This is a genomic window from Moritella marina ATCC 15381 (assembly GCF_008931805.1).
GTDB classification, from domain to species: Bacteria; Pseudomonadota; Gammaproteobacteria; order Enterobacterales; family Moritellaceae; genus Moritella; species Moritella marina.
On the sequence record NZ_CP044399.1, the window covers coordinates 1,371,342 to 1,395,735 of the forward strand.

18 protein-coding genes and 1 pseudogene are annotated in these 24,394 nt (G+C 39.7%); 15 read left to right on the forward strand and 4 right to left on the reverse strand.

What is annotated here, in order from left to right; translation table 11 throughout:
• Positions 1-169: 169 nt before the first annotated feature.
• The 7 genes and pseudogenes from FR932_RS06185 (at position 170) to FR932_RS06215 (ending at position 6,555) form a co-directional block, all read left to right on the forward strand.
• Complete coding sequence (locus FR932_RS06185; RefSeq protein WP_019439713.1) at positions 170-1,399, forward strand: lipoprotein-releasing ABC transporter permease subunit; 1,230 nt, start codon at positions 170-172, stop codon at positions 1,397-1,399.
• Complete coding sequence (gene lolD / locus FR932_RS06190) at positions 1,392-2,111, forward strand: lipoprotein-releasing ABC transporter ATP-binding protein LolD (protein ID WP_019439712.1); 720 nt, start codon at positions 1,392-1,394, stop codon at positions 2,109-2,111. The genes FR932_RS06185 and lolD overlap by 8 nt, the downstream gene beginning before the upstream one ends.
• Positions 2,111-3,358: a lipoprotein-releasing ABC transporter permease subunit LolE gene (gene lolE / locus FR932_RS06195; protein WP_019439711.1), complete on the forward strand. Its 1,248-nt coding sequence runs from the start codon at positions 2,111-2,113 to the stop codon at positions 3,356-3,358. The genes lolD and lolE overlap by 1 nt, the downstream gene beginning before the upstream one ends.
• Complete coding sequence (locus tag FR932_RS06200; protein WP_019439710.1) at positions 3,358-4,680, forward strand: MATE family efflux transporter; 1,323 nt, start codon at positions 3,358-3,360, stop codon at positions 4,678-4,680. Before lolE ends, FR932_RS06200 begins: the two co-directional genes overlap by 1 nt.
• Positions 4,681-4,772: 92 nt before the next feature.
• The gene (locus FR932_RS06205; RefSeq protein ID WP_019439709.1) at positions 4,773-5,330 is read left to right on the forward strand and encodes a hypothetical protein; all 558 of its coding nucleotides are present in this window, start codon (positions 4,773-4,775) and stop codon (positions 5,328-5,330) included.
• 31 nt (positions 5,331-5,361) lie between these two features.
• Positions 5,362-5,463, forward strand: a pseudogene (locus tag FR932_RS21625) (VOC family protein); the annotation flags it as partial.
• A gap of 207 nt (positions 5,464-5,670) precedes the next feature.
• Complete coding sequence (locus FR932_RS06215) at positions 5,671-6,555, forward strand: alanyl-tRNA editing protein (RefSeq protein WP_019439708.1); 885 nt, start codon at positions 5,671-5,673, stop codon at positions 6,553-6,555.
• Between the two features lie 171 nt (positions 6,556-6,726).
• Here FR932_RS06215 and FR932_RS06220 read toward each other — a convergent pair whose 3' ends face one another.
• Both FR932_RS06220 and FR932_RS06225 read right to left on the reverse strand, forming a co-directional pair.
• Positions 6,727-7,182, reverse strand: coding sequence for an L-alanine exporter AlaE (locus tag FR932_RS06220; RefSeq protein WP_019439707.1), 456 nt, complete (start codon positions 7,180-7,182; stop codon positions 6,727-6,729).
• A 307-nt stretch (positions 7,183-7,489) separates the two neighbouring features.
• Positions 7,490-8,314: a DUF2797 domain-containing protein gene (locus FR932_RS06225; protein ID WP_019439706.1), complete on the reverse strand. Its 825-nt coding sequence runs from the start codon at positions 8,312-8,314 to the stop codon at positions 7,490-7,492.
• A gap of 354 nt (positions 8,315-8,668) precedes the next feature.
• Between FR932_RS06225 and thrS the strand changes: the two genes are divergently transcribed.
• The 8 genes from thrS to ihfA all read left to right on the forward strand — a co-directional run bounded on the left by thrS (position 8,669) and on the right by ihfA (position 18,737).
• Positions 8,669-10,603 (forward strand): threonine--tRNA ligase, encoded by a 1,935-nt coding sequence (thrS, locus tag FR932_RS06230; RefSeq protein ID WP_019439705.1) that lies wholly within the window; start codon positions 8,669-8,671, stop codon positions 10,601-10,603.
• Positions 10,600-11,142, forward strand: a complete 543-nt coding sequence (gene infC / locus FR932_RS06235) for a translation initiation factor IF-3 (protein ID WP_081588302.1) — start codon at positions 10,600-10,602, stop codon at positions 11,140-11,142. The genes thrS and infC overlap by 4 nt, the downstream gene beginning before the upstream one ends.
• A gap of 84 nt (positions 11,143-11,226) precedes the next feature.
• Entirely contained in the window at positions 11,227-11,421 is a 195-nt protein-coding gene (gene rpmI / locus FR932_RS06240) for a 50S ribosomal protein L35 (protein WP_019439703.1), read from the forward strand.
• A 27-nt stretch (positions 11,422-11,448) separates the two neighbouring features.
• On the forward strand, positions 11,449-11,805 hold the full coding sequence (gene rplT / locus FR932_RS06245) for a 50S ribosomal protein L20 (protein ID WP_019439702.1): 357 nt from the start codon (positions 11,449-11,451) through the stop codon (positions 11,803-11,805).
• A 270-nt stretch (positions 11,806-12,075) separates the two neighbouring features.
• Positions 12,076-14,964 (forward strand): EAL domain-containing protein, encoded by a 2,889-nt coding sequence (locus FR932_RS06250; RefSeq protein ID WP_019439701.1) that lies wholly within the window; start codon positions 12,076-12,078, stop codon positions 14,962-14,964.
• A 90-nt stretch (positions 14,965-15,054) separates the two neighbouring features.
• Positions 15,055-16,038: a phenylalanine--tRNA ligase subunit alpha gene (gene pheS, locus FR932_RS06255; RefSeq protein ID WP_019439700.1), complete on the forward strand. Its 984-nt coding sequence runs from the start codon at positions 15,055-15,057 to the stop codon at positions 16,036-16,038.
• A 14-nt stretch (positions 16,039-16,052) separates the two neighbouring features.
• Entirely contained in the window at positions 16,053-18,440 is a 2,388-nt protein-coding gene (gene pheT / locus FR932_RS06260; RefSeq protein WP_019439699.1) for a phenylalanine--tRNA ligase subunit beta, read from the forward strand.
• Between the two features lie 3 nt (positions 18,441-18,443).
• Positions 18,444-18,737, forward strand: a complete 294-nt coding sequence (ihfA, locus tag FR932_RS06265; protein WP_017223241.1) for an integration host factor subunit alpha — start codon at positions 18,444-18,446, stop codon at positions 18,735-18,737.
• 120 nt (positions 18,738-18,857) lie between these two features.
• On the opposite strand, the gene FR932_RS06270 is transcribed toward ihfA, so the two are convergent.
• Both FR932_RS06270 and rne read right to left on the reverse strand, forming a co-directional pair.
• Positions 18,858-20,417 (reverse strand): SulP family inorganic anion transporter, encoded by a 1,560-nt coding sequence (locus FR932_RS06270; RefSeq protein WP_019439698.1) that lies wholly within the window; start codon positions 20,415-20,417, stop codon positions 18,858-18,860.
• Positions 20,418-20,577: 160 nt separating this feature from the next.
• Positions 20,578-23,970 (reverse strand): ribonuclease E, encoded by a 3,393-nt coding sequence (rne, locus tag FR932_RS06275; protein WP_425325881.1) that lies wholly within the window; start codon positions 23,968-23,970, stop codon positions 20,578-20,580.
• Positions 23,971-24,394: the final 424 nt, after the last annotated feature.

Genomic DNA, 24,394 nt, shown 5'->3' on the forward strand with positions numbered 1-24,394 from the left:
ATTTTTATTTTTCATATTTAGTTTATTGTATTTCGCTTTTAAGGCGCTGTTTTCAACCAGAATAAGCAATCGCTCACAAGTTGGTGCTAAGACATGATTTTACTTGCTCATTAGTGGGCATGCCTCTAGAATGAAAGGCAGTTTTTAGCAAGGTCTTCTTAATTTATTTATGTATTATCCTCTCAGTTTATTCATCGGCTTGCGTTATACCCGCTCGAAACGCAATAATCGATTTGTCTCATTCATTACTTTATTCTCGACAGCAGGCATCACGATAGGTGTATTAGCGCTGATCACTGTGTTATCGGTTATGAATGGTTTTGAGCAAGATTTAAAAAACCGAATACTTGGGGCCGTGCCACACGTCATCGTTACACCAAAAGCAGATGTGAATGATGTCGATACCAGTTTACTGGCATTAACGAATGATCCTTTAGTCGCAGCCGTGACGCCTTTCTTGCAAGCTGATGCCATGGTGCAGAGTAAAAGCCAGATCCAAGGCGCGCAGTTACAAGGTATTGACCCTTCTTCCTACCCGCAGTGGGACGTGATACGACAGAATATGATTATTGGCGATATTAGCTTATTGAAACCCGGTAAATACAACATCATTATTGGTCGCAGCATGGCCACATCGTTGAATGCTAAGCTTGGCGATAAAATAAGACTTATCTCGACCAAAGGCAGTGTGTTTACACCGATGGGACGCGTACCGAGTCAGCGTAAGTTTACTGTCGTTGGCATTTACACTGTTGGTTCTGATGTTGAAGCGACGCAAGTGTTAGTGAATATTATCGATGCGGGTAAGCTGGTTCGTTTATCTGCTTCAGCGCCGATGCAACACCGTGTGTTTGTGAATGACCCATTTTCAGTGAATGCGTTAGCGAGTCGTGAATATTTCATTAATAGCTTTGACTCACTCGACTGGCAAACCGCACGTGGTGAATTATTCCAAGCCGTGAGAATGGAAAAGAATATGATCGGTTTATTGTTATTTTTAATTATTACTGTGGCTGTGTTTAATATTTTGTCATCGCTAGTGATGTTAGTGACAGAAAAAGAAACTGATGTCGCCATTATGAAAACCTTAGGGATGAATAGACCGACGATTGTACAAATATTTGTTATTCAAGGTGCTTGGACTGGCGTGTTAGGCGCAATTGCTGGTGGCCTTTTAGGTATACTGCTAGCGGCTAATCTGAATGAGTTTATGTCACTGATTGGCCTTAACCTGTTAGCGCAAGCATCGGGCGGAGCACGTTTATTACCTGTTTTATTTGATTGGTCGCAGATCGCGGCAATTATTTTCGGTGCGATTGCATTAAGTCTACTCGCAACACTTTATCCTGCATTTAGAGCGGCAAATGTAAAACCTGCCGAGGCATTACGTTATGAATAATTCTTTATTAGTTTGCAATAATCTCGAAAAAATTTACCAAGAAGGTAATCTTGATACTCACGTATTAAAGCAAGTGTCGTTGACGGTCGAAAAAGGCGAGTTAATTGCGATTGTTGGTCGTTCTGGTTCAGGTAAAAGTACTTTACTGCATTTGATGGGCGCGTTAGATACACCAACGTCAGGCTCTGTACACCTTAATGGTATAGATATTCATAGCATGTCACAATCACAACAAGCGGCAATGCGTAATCAGAATATGGGTTTTGTGTATCAATTTCATCATCTGTTGAATGAATTCACCGCATTAGAAAATGTTTGTATGCCGTTATTGATCGCGGGTATGAAGGTGACATTGGCGAAAGAAAAAGCCTTGGCTATGTTAGAGCGTGTTGGTTTATCGCATCGTATTGAACATAAGCCGAGTGAACTTTCTGGTGGTGAACGTCAACGTGTTGCCATTGCACGTGCGTTAATTAATGAACCAAATATTGTATTAGCAGATGAACCGACGGGTAACCTAGATCAAGGTAGTGCGGATACTATTTTTAATTTGATTAAAGAATTAAATGAAACGTGCGATACCGCTTTTATTATCGTTACCCATGATGAAGAATTGGCTAACCGATTAGGGCGTACTTTACATATGGTTGATGGCGTATTGTCTAGCGATACAGCTACTCAGCCAGTAAATTCTGCGACGGAGGAAGTATAATGTTTCGTCCGTTAGCGGCTTACATCGGATTGAGGTATACATCGTCTAAACGCCGTAATGGCTTCATCGCGTTTATCTCGGCGTCATCAACGGTTGGCATCGCGTTAGGTGTGATGGTGTTGATCATTGGTTTGTCTGCAATGAACGGTTTTGAATATGAGCTGAAAAATAGAATATTAGCGGTTGTGCCGAATGGCGAGCTTGAAGGGGTAAATCAACCCTTTAATGATTGGCAGCGTACTCAAGGTAAATTACTTACACATCCAGAAGTTGTTGGGGCTGCTCCTTTTATTAAACTCAATGGTTTATTACAAAAGGGTAATGAACTAAAGGCCGTGCAACTTCGTGCTGTTGATAGTGAGGCTGAAAAGCAAGTTTCTGAAGTGTATCGTTATGTCGAAGAGGGCCGTTGGGATAGTTTAAGTGATCCTGTTGCTCATCGCTCGCTGGTGATTGGGCTCGGTATTGCTAAAGAGTTGAATTTAGTACTTGGTGATCCTGTCACGGTATTGTTATCGCAGCAGTCAGGTAATTCATTTAAATCTCCACGTCGTTTTAGCTTCACTATTTCTGGGATCATTCACCTTAGCGGGCAATTAGATAATAATCTTGCTTATATCCCGTTGAGTGCCGCGCAAGATATTCAAGGTAAAGCGTTTGAAGCGGATGGTATGAGTATTAAGGTATCTGATATCTTTGCTGCTAATCGCATTGTGCGTGAAGTGGGGAGTGAGTTAGATCATTATCTTTATATCCGTAGTTGGATGACGAGCCAGGGCTTTCTATATCAAGATATTCAAATGGTTAAAAGCTTGATGTACGTAATTTTAATATTAGTGATTGCGGTTGCTTGTTTTAATATCGTCACTACTTTGGTTATGGCTGTTAATGATAAACGTGCTGATATTGCGATTTTAAAAACCATGGGTGCATCTAATGCATTACTGCGTTTGATCTTTATTGTGCACGGCGGTATCAACGGTATTCTTGGTGTGGTTTCTGGTACGATATTAGGTATTTTGATCTCAGAAAACCTGACTGTGATCATCAAATTTATCGAAGGCTTGATTGGTCATGAATTCTTATCGGGTGATATTTACTTTATTGATTTCTTACCATCGCAACTTGAATTGAATGATGTGCTGGTGGTTGGTGGTGTTGCTATGGTTATGAGTGTTATAGCGACAATTTATCCTGCTAATAAAGCCTGTTTAGTGCAGCCTGCACGTGAGTTGGGTAATAAATAGTGAGTACAATTTTTTCTAAATCAGACCTAGCTCTCGCTCGTCAATTATTTAAAATGACTTGGCCAATGTTGTTTGGTGTATTGTCATTGATGAGTTTTCAACTGGTCGACAGTGCGTTTATCGGTCAGTTGGGAATACTGCCCCTTGCTGCACAAGGCTTCACGCTGCCGATCCAAATGATTATTATTGGTATTCAGGTTGGTTTAGGGATTGCCACAACAGCTGTCATCTCAAGAGCACTAGGCGCAGAACAAACGCAGTATGCCAAGCAGTTAGGTGGCTTAGTGCTGATGATTGGCGGTGTTGGCGTCGCTGTAATTTGTGCTTTATTATGGCTGATTCGAGAACCCATTTTGATTCTGTTAAGCGCGCCTGATTCAGTGTATTCCGTTATCGAAGGCTACTGGCCAGTCTGGTTGGTGAGTGCATGGGTAGGGGCTTTATTGTATTTTTACTACAGTATTTGTCGGGCAAATGGTAACACCATGTTACCTGGCACTATGATGATGGTTACCAGTGTCATTAATCTAGTACTTGATCCTATTTTTATTTTCACTTTTGATCTGGGCATTAACGGTGCCGCGCTTGCCACCATCATCGCTTTTGGTATCGGCGTTTTGTATGTCGCGCCGAAAGTAACTCAGAAGCACTGGGTCTGCTTCGATTGGAGTCACCTCGATGTCTCGGCAAGTGTTCGTTCGCTTGGCAATATAATGGGACCCGCCATGACCAGTCAACTCTTGCCTCCGCTTTCTTCAATGCTGGCGACTAAACTGTTGGCGAGTTATGGTGCTGCCGCTGTTGCAGCGTGGGCGCTAGGCTCTCGCTTTGAGTTCTTCTCTATTGTTGCTGTACTCGCACTCACTATGTCTATGCCACCAATGGTAGGGCGTTTATTGGGACAAAATAAAATTGCAGAGATCCGCCAATTAGTCAGTATTGCCTGTAAGTTTATTCTTGGCTTTCAGTTTGTCATTGCGATCATCACTTTCTTCATCTCTACTGAACTTGCAGGCCTGATGACCAGCGAATCAAATGTAGCAAGCATCCTCAACTCACATTTGCTCATCGTGCCAGTAAGTCTTGGTCCGTTGGGTATTTGTATGTTGATGGTGTCTGTTTCCAATGCGCTGGCAAGATCATACGTTGCACTGACTATTTCGGCATTACGGTTATTTGCTTTCTTCCTGCCATGTTTATGGATTGGTTCGCAAGTTGCAGATATCCAAGGTCTATTTGTAGGTGTGTTAGTCGGTAATATACTCGCAGGATTAACTGCTTGGCTGATGTATCAAAAGATAATAAAACAATTTGTTAGCTAAGCTTATTTTCAATTATTTGATAACACCTTGTTATGGTCAACGGGGTTAAGCATTAGGTAACGACTATAATGAAAATGTTTTAAAGGATGTTTATGCGTAAATTTATAGTAATACTTGTATTTGTTTTATCAGGCTGTGTTATGTCTTCGGCCCCTGAAAACAATGCTGATTTTTCTGATAAAACTAAACTTGAAAGTTTTGTTGGTTGCTATGCGAATGTCGGTGAAAGTGGTTTTGAAGGACCTCAAAGGTTACTGTCAGAGGCTATTTGGCCTAAATCGACAATTGAGCATAACAAGATTGAATTTGTTGAGGTGGACTTAGCTTCAGAAACTAGCGTTTTGGTTGCCGCTAAATCTAAACTAAATGAATCTGTTTATAAATCTAAATTTGTTGAAGGCCAAGATTTTGAAATAAAAAATGGTCAAGTCACTTTAAACAGCGAGTTTTCAGGCTCTTTAGCTGGAGAATCAGGTAATCCATTCATTGGGGTTGCTGGTGGTTCGATTATGATTGGGCTAGATGAAAACGGCCACGGCAAGATGTCTGAATCTGCGACGTTTGTAGGAACAGCCTTTATTTTTATTCCTGTAGCAGGCCATAGTACGGATTCAATTCGTTTCCTGAAATTACCAAGTGGCTGTCATTAAAGTTAATGAAGTAAATAGGGGAAATCTTAGTATTGAATTTACAGAAGAACCTCGAGTCGAGGAGTATGGTACCGTTGTTGTATTCAAAGATTTATACGGGACTAAATGGGATTTGTTACAACTAAATAATTGAGTTAATAATCTACTCGCGGTATTTGAGTTTACCGAGTGGCGATATCTTATTCAATCTAGACCATCATGCAAAATTGGTTAAGATTCATCGAACGCTTTATGCTGTTTGATGACGGCCAATAATGCCTTTGCTATCATATACGTCTTCGCTATTGCGAAAGGCAGTGATATTATCCCGCTCTGATTTTAGTTACCCCAAGGAATTTAGATGTCTGAAGTTTTAACCTCACAAGTACAGCCAACTAAGGTGCTTTTTACCCAAGGAATAACACAATCTATCGCGCAGGTATCATGGATTGAACAAACAGATAGCAGTCTATATATCGTGACTGACACGACTCCATTCCATCCCGTAAGCCATATTTGGCCTGATCACCCGGCAGATAAAGGCTGCTTAGTATTTGAAGGTCATCAATATGCCGTTATAGACTGCGTAACCGGTGCGTTTGATATAGAAAATAACAAACTACATAAAGGTGCAGATATACCAGTAAAGCGTGGTGAAGCGGGTTGGCATTTTGTTGTTATTCATGAATTAGCGACAGATTTGCGATTAAATGTAAATGATACTGTCGAACTCGTTGTTGATGCGAATTTTCAAGCTGCGCTGAGTCGTGGACACAGTTCTGGACATTTATCGTCTTATGCATTAAACAAAGTGCTTGAGCAAACCTACTGGCGTAAAGATGCATCGCGTAAAGATGTGCTAAACAGCAGAGATTTTCATTCATATGCGCAAGTATTAAGCATTGTTTCTGAAAACCAATCAACAGACAGTTATCGTCTAGGTAAAACGTTGAAAAAGCGTGGTCTTAATGTGACAGAAATGCTCGCTGATCTTGCGATTATTGAAGCGCAAGTGAATGTTGTCTTGGCAACTTGGCTTGCAACTGCTGCACCAGTCGTTATGAAGCGTGAAGGTGATGCGCTGACTGATTCACGTTTTTGGTGTTGTGATTTAGGTGTGGGAGAAAGTATTACGATGCCTTGTGGTGGTTCTCATGTCCAAAGCTTGACTGAATATAATGCGATTAAGATTACATTGACGTTAAAATCAGAACAAGATCTAGAAATGATCACGACGGCAAGCTAGCGCTTTATATTATCCAAAGACACCGTTATTTAGTGCCAATAGAGATATTATAATAGGACACTCAGGAACGGAAATAAAAAAGGCGCCAGATCCGCGCCTTTACTATTTGCCTCTAAAAATCTGCTATATCGTTAACTTGTACCTAGGTTATTCCATTCAGCCTAACAATTATTAAGCGCTAATACCTGCATGGTAGCCAGGCACACGAAATAGCTTACGACATAGGTCCAGGAACTGCCCATAAAATACGCCAACAAAGCAAGATACAACTGCATTACTTGATACAGCCGTGACGATCTGAGCGAAGTCTGCACCAACAGATAATAAAATTAATGCATAAACCGGTGATTGAAAAGAGACATAGGCAAACGTATCACCAAGTTGTTTACTTAATTTATTCTTCAGTAATTTAGTAAAGCTCTTAATAATAAAGTCACGATATAAACCATACGGATAAGCAATGGCAATATTTACAGGTATTGACACCATGCGAGAAGCTAAAGATTGTTGAAACGACATCCCTGAGACAAAAATCTCAATCAACATACCCACAACAAAACTAAATACTACCATTGCGAATGTGTCAGCTGCGGCATTACGCACGCAGAAAGGGGCTTTAACTTGCATTTACTTATCTCTACTAGGTTAATATCGTGTTTAAATTGATTTATTCATCACTTATAGACTGGATGTTTAAGTATAGGTGGAATATGTGGGTATTAAATCACGTATTTAGTAGTTTTAATCACTAAAGGTTTCTTGGTTTTTAAGTTTTTTATGTATTTAATACTGAGAATGAATGAAAAATAGAAAGTAAATGCTGGGGAATACAAAAAAAGATAAGGGTTAGTGTGATGTGGTTCAAATAACTGACCGAAACTAACGGTCAGTGTCACGTATGCTTTAATTGTGTGTTGACAGTTTGGTCAACTAATTAGGCTGTGAAGGTGATCTCATAGCTAGAAAATTTACGCATGTTGATCACACCGGTATCTAAAAACAGATATTGACCTTTAATACCTTTTAATACGCCAGTCACAACAGGCTCTTTATCAAAGTTGTGTGAGACGATTTTGGTTGGATGCTCAGTAACAGGGTAGTTAATCGTCACAATCTCTTCTTCAAGTTCTTCAATTGCATCTAAGCCGTACATCATTTCTATGTTACCTAGCTGTTCTTCGATTAGAGGCATTAAACGTGCTGCTTCTGCTTTTAAATCAAGATCGGTATTTTTACCTTTTAGCATGGTACGCCAATTGGTTTTATCGCCGATGAATTCTGCCAGAGCGGTTTCAACTAAGCCTGATATCAGTCTTGTTTTAACTTTGAATATAGGTAAGCCTTGTGTCGCCCCTTGATCAATCCAGCGCGTTGGCAATTGGGTATGGCGGGTAATACCAACCTTTAATGCAGATGTATTAGACAGATAAACATAATGATCTGTCATACAGAAGTCATCCGCCCATTCAGGCTGACGACAGGTACCATGTTCATAATGGCATGTTTCTGGCTTCATTATACACATGTCACAACTTGCTAGCTTACGTGTACAAACAAAGCAGTGGCCTTGTGAATAGCTTTTCTTGGTTTTCTTGCCACAATTCAAGCAATGTATGTTGCCTGTGTGCGTCATTGTGATTGATTTACCGATAAATTCGTTTAACGGAATAAGCGTATCGTCGAGTGGTAACTGGTAACTCACACTGCTATCTGCATTGAGAGTTGAAACCATTTTACTGATATGACCGGTGGTTGACATTGTATGTTATTCCATTGCTTGTGAAATTGTAGGGACTGATGTTGTTTGATAAATGGCGTATTTATTCTTTTATATAGTGATAAATTGACGCGAGATTAACAAAAGCCGTGTAATTATAAAGTAATTCTATATAATACTTGGTCTGAAATTTCTTTCTACTTATAGTTTTACTTTTGCTCATTCGCTGACAATTTTGTTTTCGATGGCGGAACGTTCTACTTAATTTCAGTTTATTAGTGGGTGTTAGCTATTTGTATCTAACACTTTACTGAACATTATCACTTGGTGTGTTATTCACGCCATAATTTATGCAAACGCTGCATCGTAGGCAGCATCACTGCAAAAGGATATAAAATGCCTGTTATTACTCTTCCAGATGGCGCTCAGCGTCAATTTGACAATCCAGTATCAATTATGGATATTGCCGCAGATATTAGTTCCGGTCTTGCTAAAGCATGTATCGCTGGCCGTGTTAATGGTGAACGTGTTGACGCATGTGACCTGATCACTGAAGACGCTGCAATTGAAATCATTACTTCTAAAGATGCTGATGGTCTAGAGATCTTACGCCACTCTTGTGCGCATTTACTTGGTCATGCTATTAAGCAGTTATGGCCAAATACCAAGATGGCTATTGGTCCTACCATTGATAAAGGCTTCTATTATGACGTCGAAATGGAAGAACCAATTAGTGAAGCTGATTTAGCTAAACTAGAAAAGCACATGACGAAACTGGTTAAGACCAACTATCAAGTAATTAAGAAAGTTGTATCTTGGCAAGAAGCGCGTGACACATTTGAAGCTCGTGGTGAAACATATAAAGTAGCTATCTTAGACGAGAACATCGGTCGTGATGAAACGCCTGCTTTATACCACCATGAAGAATACATTGATATGTGTCGTGGTCCACACGTACCAGTAATGAAGCATTGCCAGCATTTTAAATTAATGTCTGTTGCCGGTGCATACTGGCGTGGTAACTCTGATAACAAGATGTTACAACGTGTTTATGGTACGGCTTGGACAGATAAGAAAGAGCTTAAAGAATACCTACAACGCCTTGTTGAAGCAGAGAAACGTGATCACCGTAAAATTGGTAAGCAACTTGATCTTTACCATATGCAAGAAGATGCTCCGGGCATGGTGTTCTGGCATAATGATGGTTGGACGATCTTCCGTGAGTTAGAAACGTTCATTCGTGAAAAACTACGTGACTTTAACTACCAAGAAGTGAAAGGTCCACAAATCATGGATCGTAGCTTGTGGGAAAAATCAGGCCACTGGGACAAATATGCAGACGGTATGTTCTGTACGCATTCGGAAAATCGTGAATACGCGATTAAACCAATGAATTGTCCTGGTCATGTACAGATTTATAACCAAGGTTTAAAATCTTACCGTGATTTACCATTACGTATGGCTGAGTTTGGCTCATGTCACCGTAATGAACCATCTGGTTCGCTACATGGCTTGATGCGTGTACGTGGCTTCACACAGGATGATGCTCACATCTTCTGTACTGAAGACCAAATACAGCAAGAAGTATCTGATTGTATCAAGATGGTTTTCGAAACTTACGAAACGTTTGGTTTCAAAGATATCGAAATTAAACTGTCTACACGCCCTGAAAATCGTGTAGGTAGTGATGCTACTTGGGATAAATCAGAAAAAGCACTTGCTGATGCATTAACTGCAAGTGGCCTAAGCTACGAGATACAAGAAGGTGAGGGTGCATTTTATGGACCTAAAATTGAATTTACCTTACATGACTGTTTAGATCGTGCATGGCAATGTGGTACAATTCAGCTAGACTTCTCAATGCCTGAAAAATTAGGCGCTGAATATGTGTGTGAAAATAATGGTCGTGATACGCCTGTTATGATTCACCGAGCGATTTTAGGGTCTCTTGAGCGCTTCATTGGTATTCTAATTGAAGAATATGCAGGTCTTTTCCCTACTTGGATTTCACCTGTTCAAGCTGTCGTAATGAATATTACAGACAAACAGGCTGTTTTTGCTACAGAATTTGTAGAAAAAATGAAGAAAGTGGGCATTAGAGCAAAATTAGACTTGAGAAATGAGAAGATAGGCTTTAAAATCCGCGAACATACTTTGAAACGTGTGCCTTATCTTTTGGTTATCGGCGATAAAGAAGTCGAGTCAGGAGAAATTGCAGTACGTACTCGTAAGGGCGTTGACTTAGGTACTATGAAGTTGGATGACTTCATCAGTAAATTACAAACCGAAGTCAATAGCCGCGGTAAAACAACTTTGGAGGATTCGTTATAAAAGGCGGAAAAAAAGGTCAACAACAAACGACCAGACAACATCGTATAAACGAAGAAATTCGTATACCTGAATGTCGCTTAAACGGTGCTGATGGTGAAGTGATTGGAATCGTATCTATAAGAGAAGCTCTTGCTATTGCAGAAGAAGCTAGTTTAGATCTTGTGGAAATTAGCCCGAATGCCGAGCCTCCTGTTTGCCGTGTCATGGATTACGGTAAATTTATATACGAGAAAAGTAAATCTGTTAAAGAGCAGAAGAAAAAGCAAGTTCGGGTTCAGGTTAAGGAAATAAAATTCCGACCTGGAACTGATACCGGCGATTATCAGGTAAAACTACGCAACCTGACTCGCTTCCTCGAAGAAGGCAACAAAGCGAAAATTACGCTACGTTTCCGAGGTCGAGAAATGGCGCACCAGAGCCTAGGCTTTGATCTTTTGAATCGTATTAAAGACGATCTAAAAGAAATTGCAGTCGTGGAGGCTTTTCCAAAAATGGAAGGTCGTCAAGCTGTAATGGTGTTAGCCCCAAAAAAGAAATAGTAGGTGCTTCCAAGTAGTATGAGTGTGTAAACACTTGTACTCGCCTTATTATTATTCATTAATATTCAACAATGCGGAGTTATAATGCCTAAGTTGAAATCGAATAAAGGCGCTGCAAAGCGCTTTAAAAAAACCGCTAATGGTTTTAAACGCAAACAGTCTCACCTACGTCATATTTTGACCAAGAAGAGCACTAAACGTAAACGTCACCTTCGTGGTACGCAAATGGTTGCAAAATGTGATGTTGCATCTGTTTCACGTATGCTTCCATACGCTTAATTTTAGATATAAAAGAGGAAAATAGTTATGCCTAGAGTTAAACGCGGTGTTGTTGCACGTGCTCGTCATAAGAAAGTTTTAAAACAAGCTAAAGGTTATTACGGAGCTCGTTCACGAGTTTATCGTGTTGCCTTCCAAGCAGTTACAAAAGCTGGTCAATATGCTTACCGTGACCGTCGTCAACGTAAACGTCAATTCCGTCAATTATGGATTACACGTATTAACGCTGCTGCACGTCAAAATGGTATGTCTTACAGCCGTTTCATTAATGGCCTTAAACACGCCTCTATTGAAATCGATCGTAAGATCTTAGCAGACATTGCTGTATTCGATAAAGCGGCATTTACTGTACTAGTAAATAAAGCAAAAGAAGCAGTTGCTTAATTTTAATTAATTAAGTAAATGTTATCAAAGGAGGCCTCGGCCTCCTTTTTAGTTTCTGTCATACACACTTCTAGTAATTGTTATATCTCCCGACCAAATCAGGCCATAGGCTAGTCATAAACCATACAACTACCTATAAATAATTAAGCCTACTGAACGATAAAATAACTATAAAGAGCTGTCTATAAAACCCTCTATATACTTGCATAATGCTTTTCTGTAATATCGATTTATCAATTTAAAATAATTTTGAGATAGATATTCAACTTTATGCATTTTTTATTATCCGTATTTCTGCTCACTGTATTCAGTTTAAATAGTACTTTTGCACAGGCTGAAGGAACTATTATCGACACTAATTTTGAAGTTGCCCATCTAGGCTCATCGATAAAGTATTTCGAAGATAAAACCAATTCTTATACATTTGATTATTTGTCGCAAAGACAAGCCGCTATTCCTTGGGTTAAAAGTAATCAAACGCATTTTAATTTTGGCTTTTCCGATAGTACTTTCTGGTTTAAAGGCAACATTGTTAATCAAACAGACGTAGATAAATACTTAATTCTCGATTTTGGTGATTCGTTATTGGATAACATAGATTTATATCTGATTAATGAGGATGGTAGTACGAATGTAAAAAGATTGGGTACTCGCCGTCATGCTGACGATAACATGTCTAACTTAACCTTCTCTACAGGCTTTAAGCTCGGTGCTGATGAAACAACGGACTATTTTATCCGCCTTAAAACAACAGCCTTTTTACAAACGCCATTGACGCTTTGGGATGCCAACGATTTTATTGATCAACAATCACAGCACAAATTATTGGTTGGACTGTTTTTCGGTTTATTCTTGATGATGGTTTGTTATTTGACCTTTTTGTATATTCATCTTCATGAAGTGCGTTTGATTCAATATATCGTTTTTATTATCTGTTATTTGTCCGTTATAGCGATAGTCGAAGGTTTTGGGTTTGTGTATAAAATTAATGTTATTAGCCAATATTATGACTCGATGATTGTGATGTTGATGGGGGGGATAGGGTTAAACTTGAGTTTGTTTGCACGGCAACTGCTTAATCTACGCTACCGTCCTTGGTTTTCCTTATCGATTAAGATGTTAATTGTTGCTTCATTAATGGTCATGCTAAGCCCGTTATTATTTTCATTCAAAATAGGTATTATTTTTGTTTCAGCTTTAGCGTTAGGTATTACGCTCCTATCGATAGTTTGTGGTTTGTTTTTTATCCACGACGAATCGAAAGATGTGCGCTTTTATGTACTCTCTCTGGTGTATTTTATACTCGGTATTGATATACATATTCTCACGCGGTTTGGGTTACTGGGTGATTTTGAATTTTCAGATTATATCTCAGCATGTACAGCGTTAATTGTATTGGTTTATTTATGCTGGAACTTTGCAAAACAGATGGCACATGACAGGGTCGTCAAAAAAAATGTAGAAAAACAGATGACCTCTGTCAATGAACGTTATTACAGCGTGTTTCAAAATGCAGCAGAGGGTATGTTTACGACGTCGATGGAAGGGAACGTATTGGCGATGAATAAGTCAATGTGTCGGATATTGGGTTTTATTAATCTTGAAGATATGAATAAATCGGGTCATTTTAAAGCGGATGACTTTTATGCTAACCCAGATTTGCGTGATGAAATAATCGCTACCTTGCAGATTAAAGGCGAAGTGAATAGCGTTGAGATGACGGGTTATGACCGTTATGGTGAGATTTTTCATGGCGAAATTAATATGCGCTTAAATATACAACCCGATATTACCGTTATTGATGGCTCATTCGTTAACACGACTAAACGTAAGCAGCATGAGATTAAACTCGAGTCTATTGCAAAGTATGATCAGCTAACAGGCTTAGTTAATCGTATCCATTTTGAGAAGCTGGTCGGTGTGTCATTAGAGACTAACCGCTCAGTACTCGAAGACAATATTTTGCTTTACTTAGATCTTGACCAGTTTAAATTGGTTAACGATATATGTGGCCATGATGTTGGTGATTCATTATTGAAAAAAATTACGGTTGTTTTAAAGTCATTTCTTGATGACACGGCAATATTAGCACGTCTAGGTGGCGATGAGTTTGGTATTTTACTTAATCACACCAATTTTGATAATGCACTCGAGGTCGCAGATACTATCCGTTGTGGTATTGAAGATTTTAGATTTACACATCAAGGACGTCACTTTGTGCTTGGCGTGAGTATCGGTATCGTGATACTTGATGAGTCAATTGAAAACTTTGCACAAGCGTTAAGTCTCGCCGATACAGCGTGTTATACAGCTAAAGAGCAGGGGCGTAACCGTGTGCATGTCTATAGTAAGTGCAATGATGTTATGTTGGGTCATCAACGAGAAATGCGCTGGATAGGGGTATTACGAGAAGCGTTAGATGCTGACAGGTTTGAATTAGCATTTCAAACTATAATGCCATTATCAGCTGATATTCAAGAAGGTTATCGTTATGAAATATTACTGCGTTTGAGAGATGAGGAGGGTAATTTACAATCGCCAAGTGAATTTATCGCCGCCGCTGAAAATTATAATTTCATGACTCAGTTAGACCGTTGGGTTGTCAAAACATACTGTCAGTGGCTATCATCTAATCCAGAACATCTGGTTAATCTAAGTTCCGCATCAATTAATTTATGTGGGCAATCTTTAGTTGATAGAAGCATGCACACATTCATTGAAAATACAATTGCAAGTTATGGTATACCAGCCGAAAAGCTATGCTTTGAAATAACAGAAAGCCAAGCCATAATGGACTTTGATCAAACAATTTTATTCATGAATAAATTTAAAGCATTAGGTTGTCGTTTTAGTTTGGATGATTTTGGTAGTGGTTTTTCTTCATATAGTTACATCAAACGTCTGCCTATTGATCAGCTCAAAATTGATGGTGCATTTGTCGAAAATATCGAAACTGATAACATCGATTATACGATGGTTAAGTCATTCAATGATATCGCTAGGGCGGTAAATATTAAGACGGTTGCAGAATATGTTGAAAATGAAAACATCAAAAATATCCTATCAGAAATCGGCATTGATTATGTGCAAGGCTATTTAATAGCCAAACCTCGACTTTTAGTCGATTTTGTTGATAATGAACAACTTGATTCAGCTTAAGGACTAGCACTTCAGCTTACTTTTGAGTAAAATCATCCATTACTGAATGAATCTATTCACTTTTCCTGCCAACAGGGTGATAAGAAAAACATGCAACACCTCAAAGAAATAATAGTACAGGCCGTAGAAGCCGTAGCAAACGCAACAGATCTAGCAACATTAGATACTGTCCGTGTTGAATACCTTGGTAAAAAGGGTATTTTGACTGAACAGATGAAAACATTAGGAAAACTGCCTCCAGCAGAGAAACCTAAAGCTGGTCAAGCGATTAACATTGCGAAACAAGAAGTTCAAAAAGTTATTAACGAGAAACGTGATGCATTCCAACAAGCAGTTCTAGATGCTAAATTAGCTGAAGAAATGATTGATGTTACTGCTCCGGGTCGTACCAACCTAAATGGTGGTCTACATCCCGTAACACGTACTATCGAACGTATTGAATCATTTTTCGGTGAATTAGGTTTCGCTGTTAAATCTGGTCCAGAAGTTGAAGATGATTATCACAACTTTGATGCATTGAATATCCCTGAGCACCATCCTGCTCGTGCGGATCACGATACATTTTACTTTAATCCTAAATTAGTACTTAGAACACAAACGTCTGGTGTTCAGATCCGTACGATGGAAGTGGAAAAACCACCTATTCGTATTATCTCTCCAGGCCGTGTTTACCGTAACGATTACGATCAAACACACACACCAATGTTCCATCAAGTAGAAGGTCTATTTGTTGACGAAAAAGTAAGCTTTAGTGAGCTGAAAGGTGTGTTACACGACTTCCTAAACAACTTCTTTGAAGAAGATTTAGAAATTCGTTTCCGTCCTTCTTATTTCCCGTTTACAGAAACTTCAGCTGAAGTAGATGTAATGGGCAAAAACGGTAAATGGTTAGAAGTACTAGGCTGCGGCATGGTACACCCTAACGTATTAACGTCTGTTGGAATCGACCCTGAGAAATACTCTGGCTTTGCCTTTGGTATGGGTGTTGAACGTTTAGCGATGCTTCGCTATGGCGTTAACGATTTACGTTCATTTTTCGAAAATGATTTACGTTTCCTCAAGCAGTTTAAATAAGATAGGACACTAAAATGAAATTCAGTAATGAATGGTTACAAACTTGGGTTAAACCAGGTCTTACAAATGAAGAGCTAGCGCATCAAATTACGATGGCTGGTCTTGAAGTAGATGGCATTGATGCAGTTGCTGGTGATTTCACTGGTATCGTTGTAGGTCATGTTGTTGAATGTGGACAGCATCCAGATGCAGATAAATTGCAAGTAACTAAAATCGATATCGGTGCTGAAGAGCTTATCGACATCGTATGCGGCGCATCGAACTGCCGTGCAGGCCTTAAAGTTGCTGTTGCAACTGTCGGCGCCGTATTACCTGGCGATTTCAAAATCAAAAAAGCAAAACTACGTGGTCAACCATCGTTTGGTATGCTGTGTTCTGAATCTGAAATGGGCATGGCTGAATCAGCTGATGGTATCATTGAATTACCTGCTGATGCTGTACCGGGTACTTGTATCCGTGAGTTTCTTGGTCTTGATGATGTTACGATTGAAGTTGATCTAACACCAAACCGTGCAGATTGCCTAAGCATAGCAGGTATTGCGCGTGAAGTCGGTGTGTTAAATAACATCGCTGTAACGGTTCCAGAATGGGCTAATGCAACAGAAACAAGTGCTGAAGCGGTAAGTGTTACTGTTACTGCAACTGAACAATGTCCGCGTTACCTTGGTCGTGTGATCAGTAACTTAGATATGAGCGCTAAAACACCTTTATGGATGGTTGAGCGTTTACGTCGTTGTGGTACACGTTCAATTGATCCTATTGTTGACGTAACTAACTATGTATTGTTAGAACTTGGCCAACCAATGCATGCATTTGATCTTGCAACATTGACAGGTGCGATTAATGTTCGTCTTGCTAACCAAGATGAAAAATTAACGCTGCTTGATGGCAATGAAGTTAAGCTTAACGACAATACGCTTGTTATTGCTGATGACTCTGGTGCTATCGCAATGGCCGGTATCTTCGGTGGCGAAAAAACGGGTGTAACGACTGCAACTAACTCTATCTTATTAGAGTCTGCATTTTTTAGCCCGTTAGCGATCACTGGTCGTGCGCGTGCATACGGTCTACACACTGATTCATCACACCGTTTTGAACGTGGTGTTGATTTTGAACTACAATACCAAGCGATGGAACGTGCGACACAGTTAATCGTTGACATTTGTGGTGGTGAGGTTGCACCGGTTGTTGATGTAACAACTGAAGCGACATTACCTAAGCATGCTCCAATTAGCTTACGTCGTCATCAATTGGATAAAGTAATTGGTTTTCACGTTGAAGATGAAAAAGTAACTGACATTTTAAACACGCTAGGCCTAGCGCCTACGTTTGAAAATGACACGTGGACTGTTACTTCTCCTTCATTCCGTTTCGATATCGAAGTTGAAGTTGATCTGATTGAAGAAGTTGCTCGTGTATTTGGTTATAATAACATCCCAAATGTTGCGCCTGTAGCACCACTGAAGATGACGAATCATGACGAAGCGACATTACCTGTACGTCGTATCCGTGACTTAATGGTTGACCGTGGTTTCCAAGAAGCAATTACATATAGCTTTGTAGATCCTAAACGTCAATTCTTGCTACACCCTGAAGCTGATCACCTAACATTACCGCATCCTATTTCGATTGAGATGTCTGTAATGCGCGTGAGCATGTTTACTGGTTTGGTTGAAGCGGTTGTCGCTAACCAAAAACGTCAACAACAACGTATCCGTTTATTTGAAACGGGTCTGACTTTCATCAAAGATGAGTCAGTTGAAAACGGTGTGCTTCAAGTGCCGATGCTTGGCGCTATTATTGCTGGTACAGCAAATGCTGAATCTTGGACTCAAGAAAGCAAAGCGGTAGACTATTTTGACCTTAAAGGTGATTTAGATGCATTGCTGGACCAAACTTGTAATACTGATGAATTTGTACTTAAACGTGCAAGTCATCCTGGTTTACACCCTGGTCAAAGCGCTGAAATATTCTATGCTGGTCGCTTAGTTGGTCATATTGGTGCTATCCATCCTTCATTAGAGAAGAAGTTAGGCCTAAATGGATCAACGATTATTCTTGAGATTGAACTTGCAACGTTAACAGCTCGTAAATTACCGCAAGCTGCTGAAGTTTCTAAGTTTCCTGCTAACCGTCGTGACATCGCTATGATTGTTAAAGATGCTGTTAATGCGGGAGATGTACTGAACTTTATCAAAAAAGTTGGCGGGAATCAGTTAGTTGGCATAAACTTGTTTGATGTATACCAAGGTACAGGTGTTGTGGAAGGTCATAAGAGCCTAGCTATCAGCTTAACCTTACAAGATATATCACGCACCTTGGAAGAAAAAGAGATATCTGAAGCAGTTAATCATATTGTTGAAGCTATTTCATCTGAATTCAATGCATCCTTGAGGGATTAATTTATGGCACTAACCAAAGCTGATATTGCTGAAACATTATTTAACGATGTTGGTCTAAGTAAACGTGAATCTAAAGAAATGGTAGAAGCTTTCTTTGAAGAAATCCGTTTATCTTTAGAAGTTAACGAACAAGTTAAAATATCTGGTTTTGGTAATTTTGACCTACGTGATAAAGGCGAACGACCTGGTCGTAACCCTAAAACAGGTGAAGATATACCAATTACAGCTCGTCGTGTTGTGACTTTTAAACCAGGTCAGAAGTTAAAAGCGAAAGTAGAAACAATCGTAAAAGATTAGCGTTTCATCAGATAATAAAAAACCGGCTTATGCCGGTTTTTTTATGCCTGTTATCAATGAGCGTATAACAGTTAATATACGACCCTACAACTTAATTAAAAGAAGTAGGGGAGAGGCGTATTACCCGCCTAATTTATCTGATGCGATATGGTATTCAGGATCTTCGATTAGATTAACTTCAATCATGTCTCCAGCACGCTTCATCAGTTGCTTACATTCTAATGATAGGTGACGAAGGTGTAAAACCTTACCTTCAGCGATGTAGCGTTCTGCTAGTGTATCAATGGCTTCAATTGCTGAATGGTCACAAACACGTGAGTTAGCAAAATCAATGATTACATCTTGCGGATCAACTGATGCATCAAATAACTCTAAGAAGTGGCTTACAGAACCAAAGAATAATGGACCATTAACTTTGTATACTTTGCTACCAGATTCTTCTGTAGATACTACTGCATTAATGTGTGCTGCGTGCTCCCATGCGAAGCGTAGCGCAGAAACGATAACACCAATTATCACTGCAACAGCTAAATCGGTAAATACTGTTACGACAGTTACAAGGACAATAACGAAAGTATCTGCTTTAGGGATCTTACGCATAACACGGAATGTTGCCCATTCAAATGTACCAATCACAACCATGAACATAACACCAACAAGCGCAGCTAGTGGGATAACTTCAATGAGTGAAGAGAAGAACAAAATGAATAACAATAATGAGATCGCTGCTGTGATACCAGATAGACGACCACGACCACCAGAGTTAATGTTGATCATTGATTGACCAATCATTGCACAACCACCCATCGCACCGAAGAAACCGTTTACGATGTTTGAAGCACCTTGAGCGACACATTCTTGATTGCCTTTACCACGTGTACCGGTCATTTCATCAATAACGGTTAGTGTTAGTAGTGATTCAATAAGACCAACAGCAGCAAGAATTAATGAATAAGGTAGAATGATATAAAGCGTTTCAAGTGTAAATGGTACGCTTGGAATACTAAACGTTGGCAGTGAACCAGAGATTGTTGCATTATCATCGCCAGTCATCGAGCGAACAAAATCAACGACTGTACGTGTATCAAGACCCATGTAATAAACAATCAATGTCACAGATACAATAGCAACAAGCGAAGATGGAACCGCTTTAGTTAATTTGGGTAGGAAGTGAATAATCGCCATTGTAAGCGCAACCAAACCAAGCATGATATAGAGTTGAGAGCCTTGTAACCAAGCAAGATCACCGTTAGTGTCAATGAATTTGAATTGACCAAGCTGTGCTAGGAAAATAACAATTGCAAGACCGTTAACAAACCCCATCATTACTGGGTGTGGCACGATACGAATGAACTTACCGAGTTTAAATACACCGGCTAATACTTGCAGTAGACCCGCAAGTACCACTGCGGCAAATAAGTATTCCACACCATTGTCGGCAACTAACGCTACCATTACAACAGCCATCGCGCCTGTTGCACCAGAGATCATTCCTGGACGCCCACCAAAGATAGCGGTAATTAAACCAACCATAAAGGCTGCATACAAACCAACTAAAGGTTCTACACCTGCTACAAAAGCAAATGCAACCGCTTCTGGTACAAGTGCCAGTGCAACGGTTAGACCAGATAAAACATCATTTTTAACTGATGCCATCGAATATTTTGGAAATTCAAACATAAATTTTAAGTTACCGAGTTGTCATTAATGAATAAAAAAGTAGCAAGATAATGTCCATTTGACACGATCTTGCTCTTAAAAAGTATTTAAATAAATACTAAAAAAGCCGCAATTTATGCGGCTTTTAATTTAGCTAATAGTTATTTTTTGATAATAGTTATTATTTAGCTAATGTAGTAGGTGATTTGCTTTCTGACGATGCAAATTGACTACCACCAGGTCCAGCTGCCACATCAATTAATGGGCGTTGAACGACACCAACTTTAGCAACAAAGTTAGTTTTTGAAGGCGCTACCTGTTGAGGTGTTGCCATCTTAACGGTGAAGTTAGTTTTCTTCGATGTTGTACCTTCAGCTTGTAACGCTGCAAGTGGTGTTACGTCGATAGCTTTGTAAGCTACTGGCGTTTCAGTAACAACAGGTGTTTCAACAACAGGTGTTTCAACAACAGGTGTTTCAACAACAGGTGTTTCAACAACAGGTGTTTCAGCAACAGGTGTTTCAACAACAGGTGTTTCAACAACAGGTGTTTCAACAACAGGTGTTTCAACAACAGGTGTTTCAACAACAGGTGTTTCAGCAACAGGTGTTTCAACAACAGGTGTTTCAACAACAGGTGTTTCAACAACAGGTGTTTCAGCAACAGGTGTTTCAGCAACAGGTGTTTCAACAACAGGTGTTTCAATTGCAGGAGTAGCACCAGGGCGTGCAGCTGGAGCTGAGTGCATTTGACGTGAAACTGATTTCGTTTCAATTTTTACACGTTCAGTCGATGATTTTGCTGTAGGGGCAATAACAGTTGTCGTTGTTTCAGCTACTGGCGCAGGTTTAGCTGCAGCAGCTGTATGCATAACAGGTTTAGTTGCTTTCGCTGTTACTGTTACAGGCTTAACTACTTCAGCAGTTACAGGCTTAGTTACTTCAGCAGTTACAGGCTTAGTTACTTCAGCAGTTACAGGCTTAGTTACTTCAGCAGTTACAGGCTTAGTTACTTCAGCAGTTACAGGCTTAGTTACTTCAGCAGTTACAGGCTTAGTTACTTCAGCAGTTACAGGCTTGGTTACTTTAGCTGTTACCGGTTTAGTTACTTCAGCAGTTACAGGCTTAGTTACTTCAGCAGTTACAGGCTTGGTTACTTTAGCTGTTACCGGTTTAGTTACTTCAGCAGTTACCGGTTTAGTTACTTCAGCAGTTACAGGCTTGGTTGCTTCAGTCGTCACTGGTTTAGCTACTTTAGTCGTTACTGGCTTAACAACTTCAGCTTTTACTGTAGCTGTTGTTGCTACTTGGGCGTGTTCAACTTTTTGAGCATCATTCGTTCTAGCATTTCTAGGGCTACGACGAGTGCGCTTAGCTGGCTGTGCCTTATCGTCTTGTTTCACTTTGTGTGAATCAGCAGGAGTTTGTTTTAACTCTGTAGCAACCTCTTGTTCGGGATTCGTTACACGTACTTTCTTACGCATGTTACGACGTTGACGACGTTCAGCTAATACAGCTTGATTTTGCGAACGGCCTTCTTCTTTTGCTTCCTTTACGTTTTTCGACTGTACAGGTTGTTTTTCTTGAGTTGATTGATTCGATGTTTTTTGTCTTGCTTCGAACTTGTTATGCTGTTTAGCTTCAACATCTGCTTTTTTATTTGCGTCTTGTTGTTTGTTATCAACATTTTCAGGGTTACGAGGCTTACGATTGCGACGATTACGTGGTTTACGTGTTTCATCACTATTATGACGGCTAGTAGGCGCTTTATCCACAACCGGCTTTTTAGATGTGTCTTTAACTGTTTCTTTAACAACAACTTTGTCATCGCTGGCAAAGAACCCTGTAATTGCTTTACCGAGGCGGCTAAACATAGAGCCTTTATCTGCTGCGGGCTTAACTACCTTAGCTTTAGCTGGTGCTTTCGGTGCCGTGTCAGCGGTCACTTTCTTCACAGCAGGGCTTGGTTTTGCTGTTTTAGCTTCAGTTGCATTAATTTGTTGTACCAACGGCTGAACAGTTTCGTTATTTACTTTAGGCTCATAACGATTAAATTCACGTGGTTTAGCTAAATCAGTACTCGACAATTCTGAGTTGTCGTCATCTGCTTTAACACGAGATACTTCAAAATGAGGTGTTTGTAAGTTCTCATTTGGAATGATAAAGCTTTTAACTTTATAACGCTTTTCTAAACGAAGAATTGAATTACGTTTTTCATTTAGTAAGTAAGCAGCAACAGGTACTGGTACTTGCGCTACAATGTGGTTGGTATTTTCTTTAAGCGATTCTTCTTCGATTAAACGTAGAATGGAAAGTGCTAAAGATTCATTATCACGGATAGTACCTTGGCCATCACAGCGGGGACAAACGTGCGTGCTTGACTCACCTAGAGAAGGGCGGATACGTTGACGAGACATTTCCATTAAACCAAATCGAGAGATACGGCCTAATTGAATGCGTGCACGATCTTGTCGTACTGCATCACGTAAGCAGTTTTCTACTTCACGTTGGTTTTTAACTGGACCCATGTCGATAAAATCGATAACTACAAGGCCACCTAAATCGCGTAAACGTAGTTGACGAGCAACTTCATCTGCAGCTTCTAAGTTAGTATTTAATGCTGTTTCTTCAATATCACCACCACGTGTAGCGCGCGCTGAGTTAATGTCGATAGACGTTAACGCTTCAGTTGGGTCAATTACAATTGAACCACCTGAAGGTAAGCGAACTTCACGTTGGAACGCAGATTCGATTTGAGTTTCAATTTGGTAATGATTGAATAAAGGCACATCACCTTGATACAATTTAATACGGTCGATAAAATCAGGACGTATTAATTTGATGCGGTTTTTTGCTTCTTCAAATGCTTTTGGATGATCGATAAGGATCTCACCGATATCACGACGAAGATAATCACGAATAGCACGCGCAATTACGTTACTTTCTTGATGAATTAAGAAGGTACCTTGGCGGTCTTTAGCACTATCTTGGATTGCTCCCCAATGATTTAAAAGTACTTTAAGATCCCACTCGAGTTCTTCAGCCGATTTACCAACACCAGCAGTACGAACAATAAGTCCCATACCTTCTGGTAATTCTAATGTAGAAAGTGCAGATTTTAGTTCAGTACGCTCATCACCTTCAATTCGACGAGAAATACCGCCAGCGCGAGGGTTGTTTGGCATAAGAACAAGGTAACTACCTGCTAAACTAACGAATGTAGTTAATGCTGCACCTTTATTACCACGTTCTTCTTTTTCAATCTGTACAATAACTTCAGTACCTTCAGCAACAACATCCTTGATACTTGGACGTCCGCGTTGCTTACCTGAACCTGGCTTGAAGTAAGTGCGAGAGATTTCTTTAAGAGGAAGGAAACCGTGACGGTCTGCACCATAATCAACAAAAGCAGCTTCTAAACTAGGTTCTACACGAGTAATTTTACCTTTGTAGATGTTCGCTTTCTTTTGTTCGTGACCTGGGCTTTCAATATCTAAATCGTAAAGGCGTTGTCCATCTACTAGCGCAACGCGCAACTCTTCTTTTTGAGTTGCATTAATTAACATTCTTTTCATTTTTATATGACTTATAATTTAATTTTCATGCTTGGATAAATTAGTTAGACGTACATCAGGCCTTGTGTCTGTAAGATAATCAACCTCTCGGTTGTTTAAATTAAGGCGCTATCAGATGCTCTAATATGTGATCAAGTGTCTTACGATTATTTCTGCACTTATTAGATTCCATCAATAACTAACGTGTATAATTGCAATCGAAAGGTGTCTTATATAGAAGTTGATATTGTGGGAGGTGGTATCCTACTGGATAAATGAAACTCCCTATCAACGTACACCTTATATACAAAAAGTATGCTAAAAACCCGCAGCAAGAATAACGACATCCTGGTTATTCTGTATTTATTGATATAAATAAATGATTATTTACCTCAATAGCAGATATACTAAAGCCATTATCACTCTTGGCTGTATTTTTTTAGCA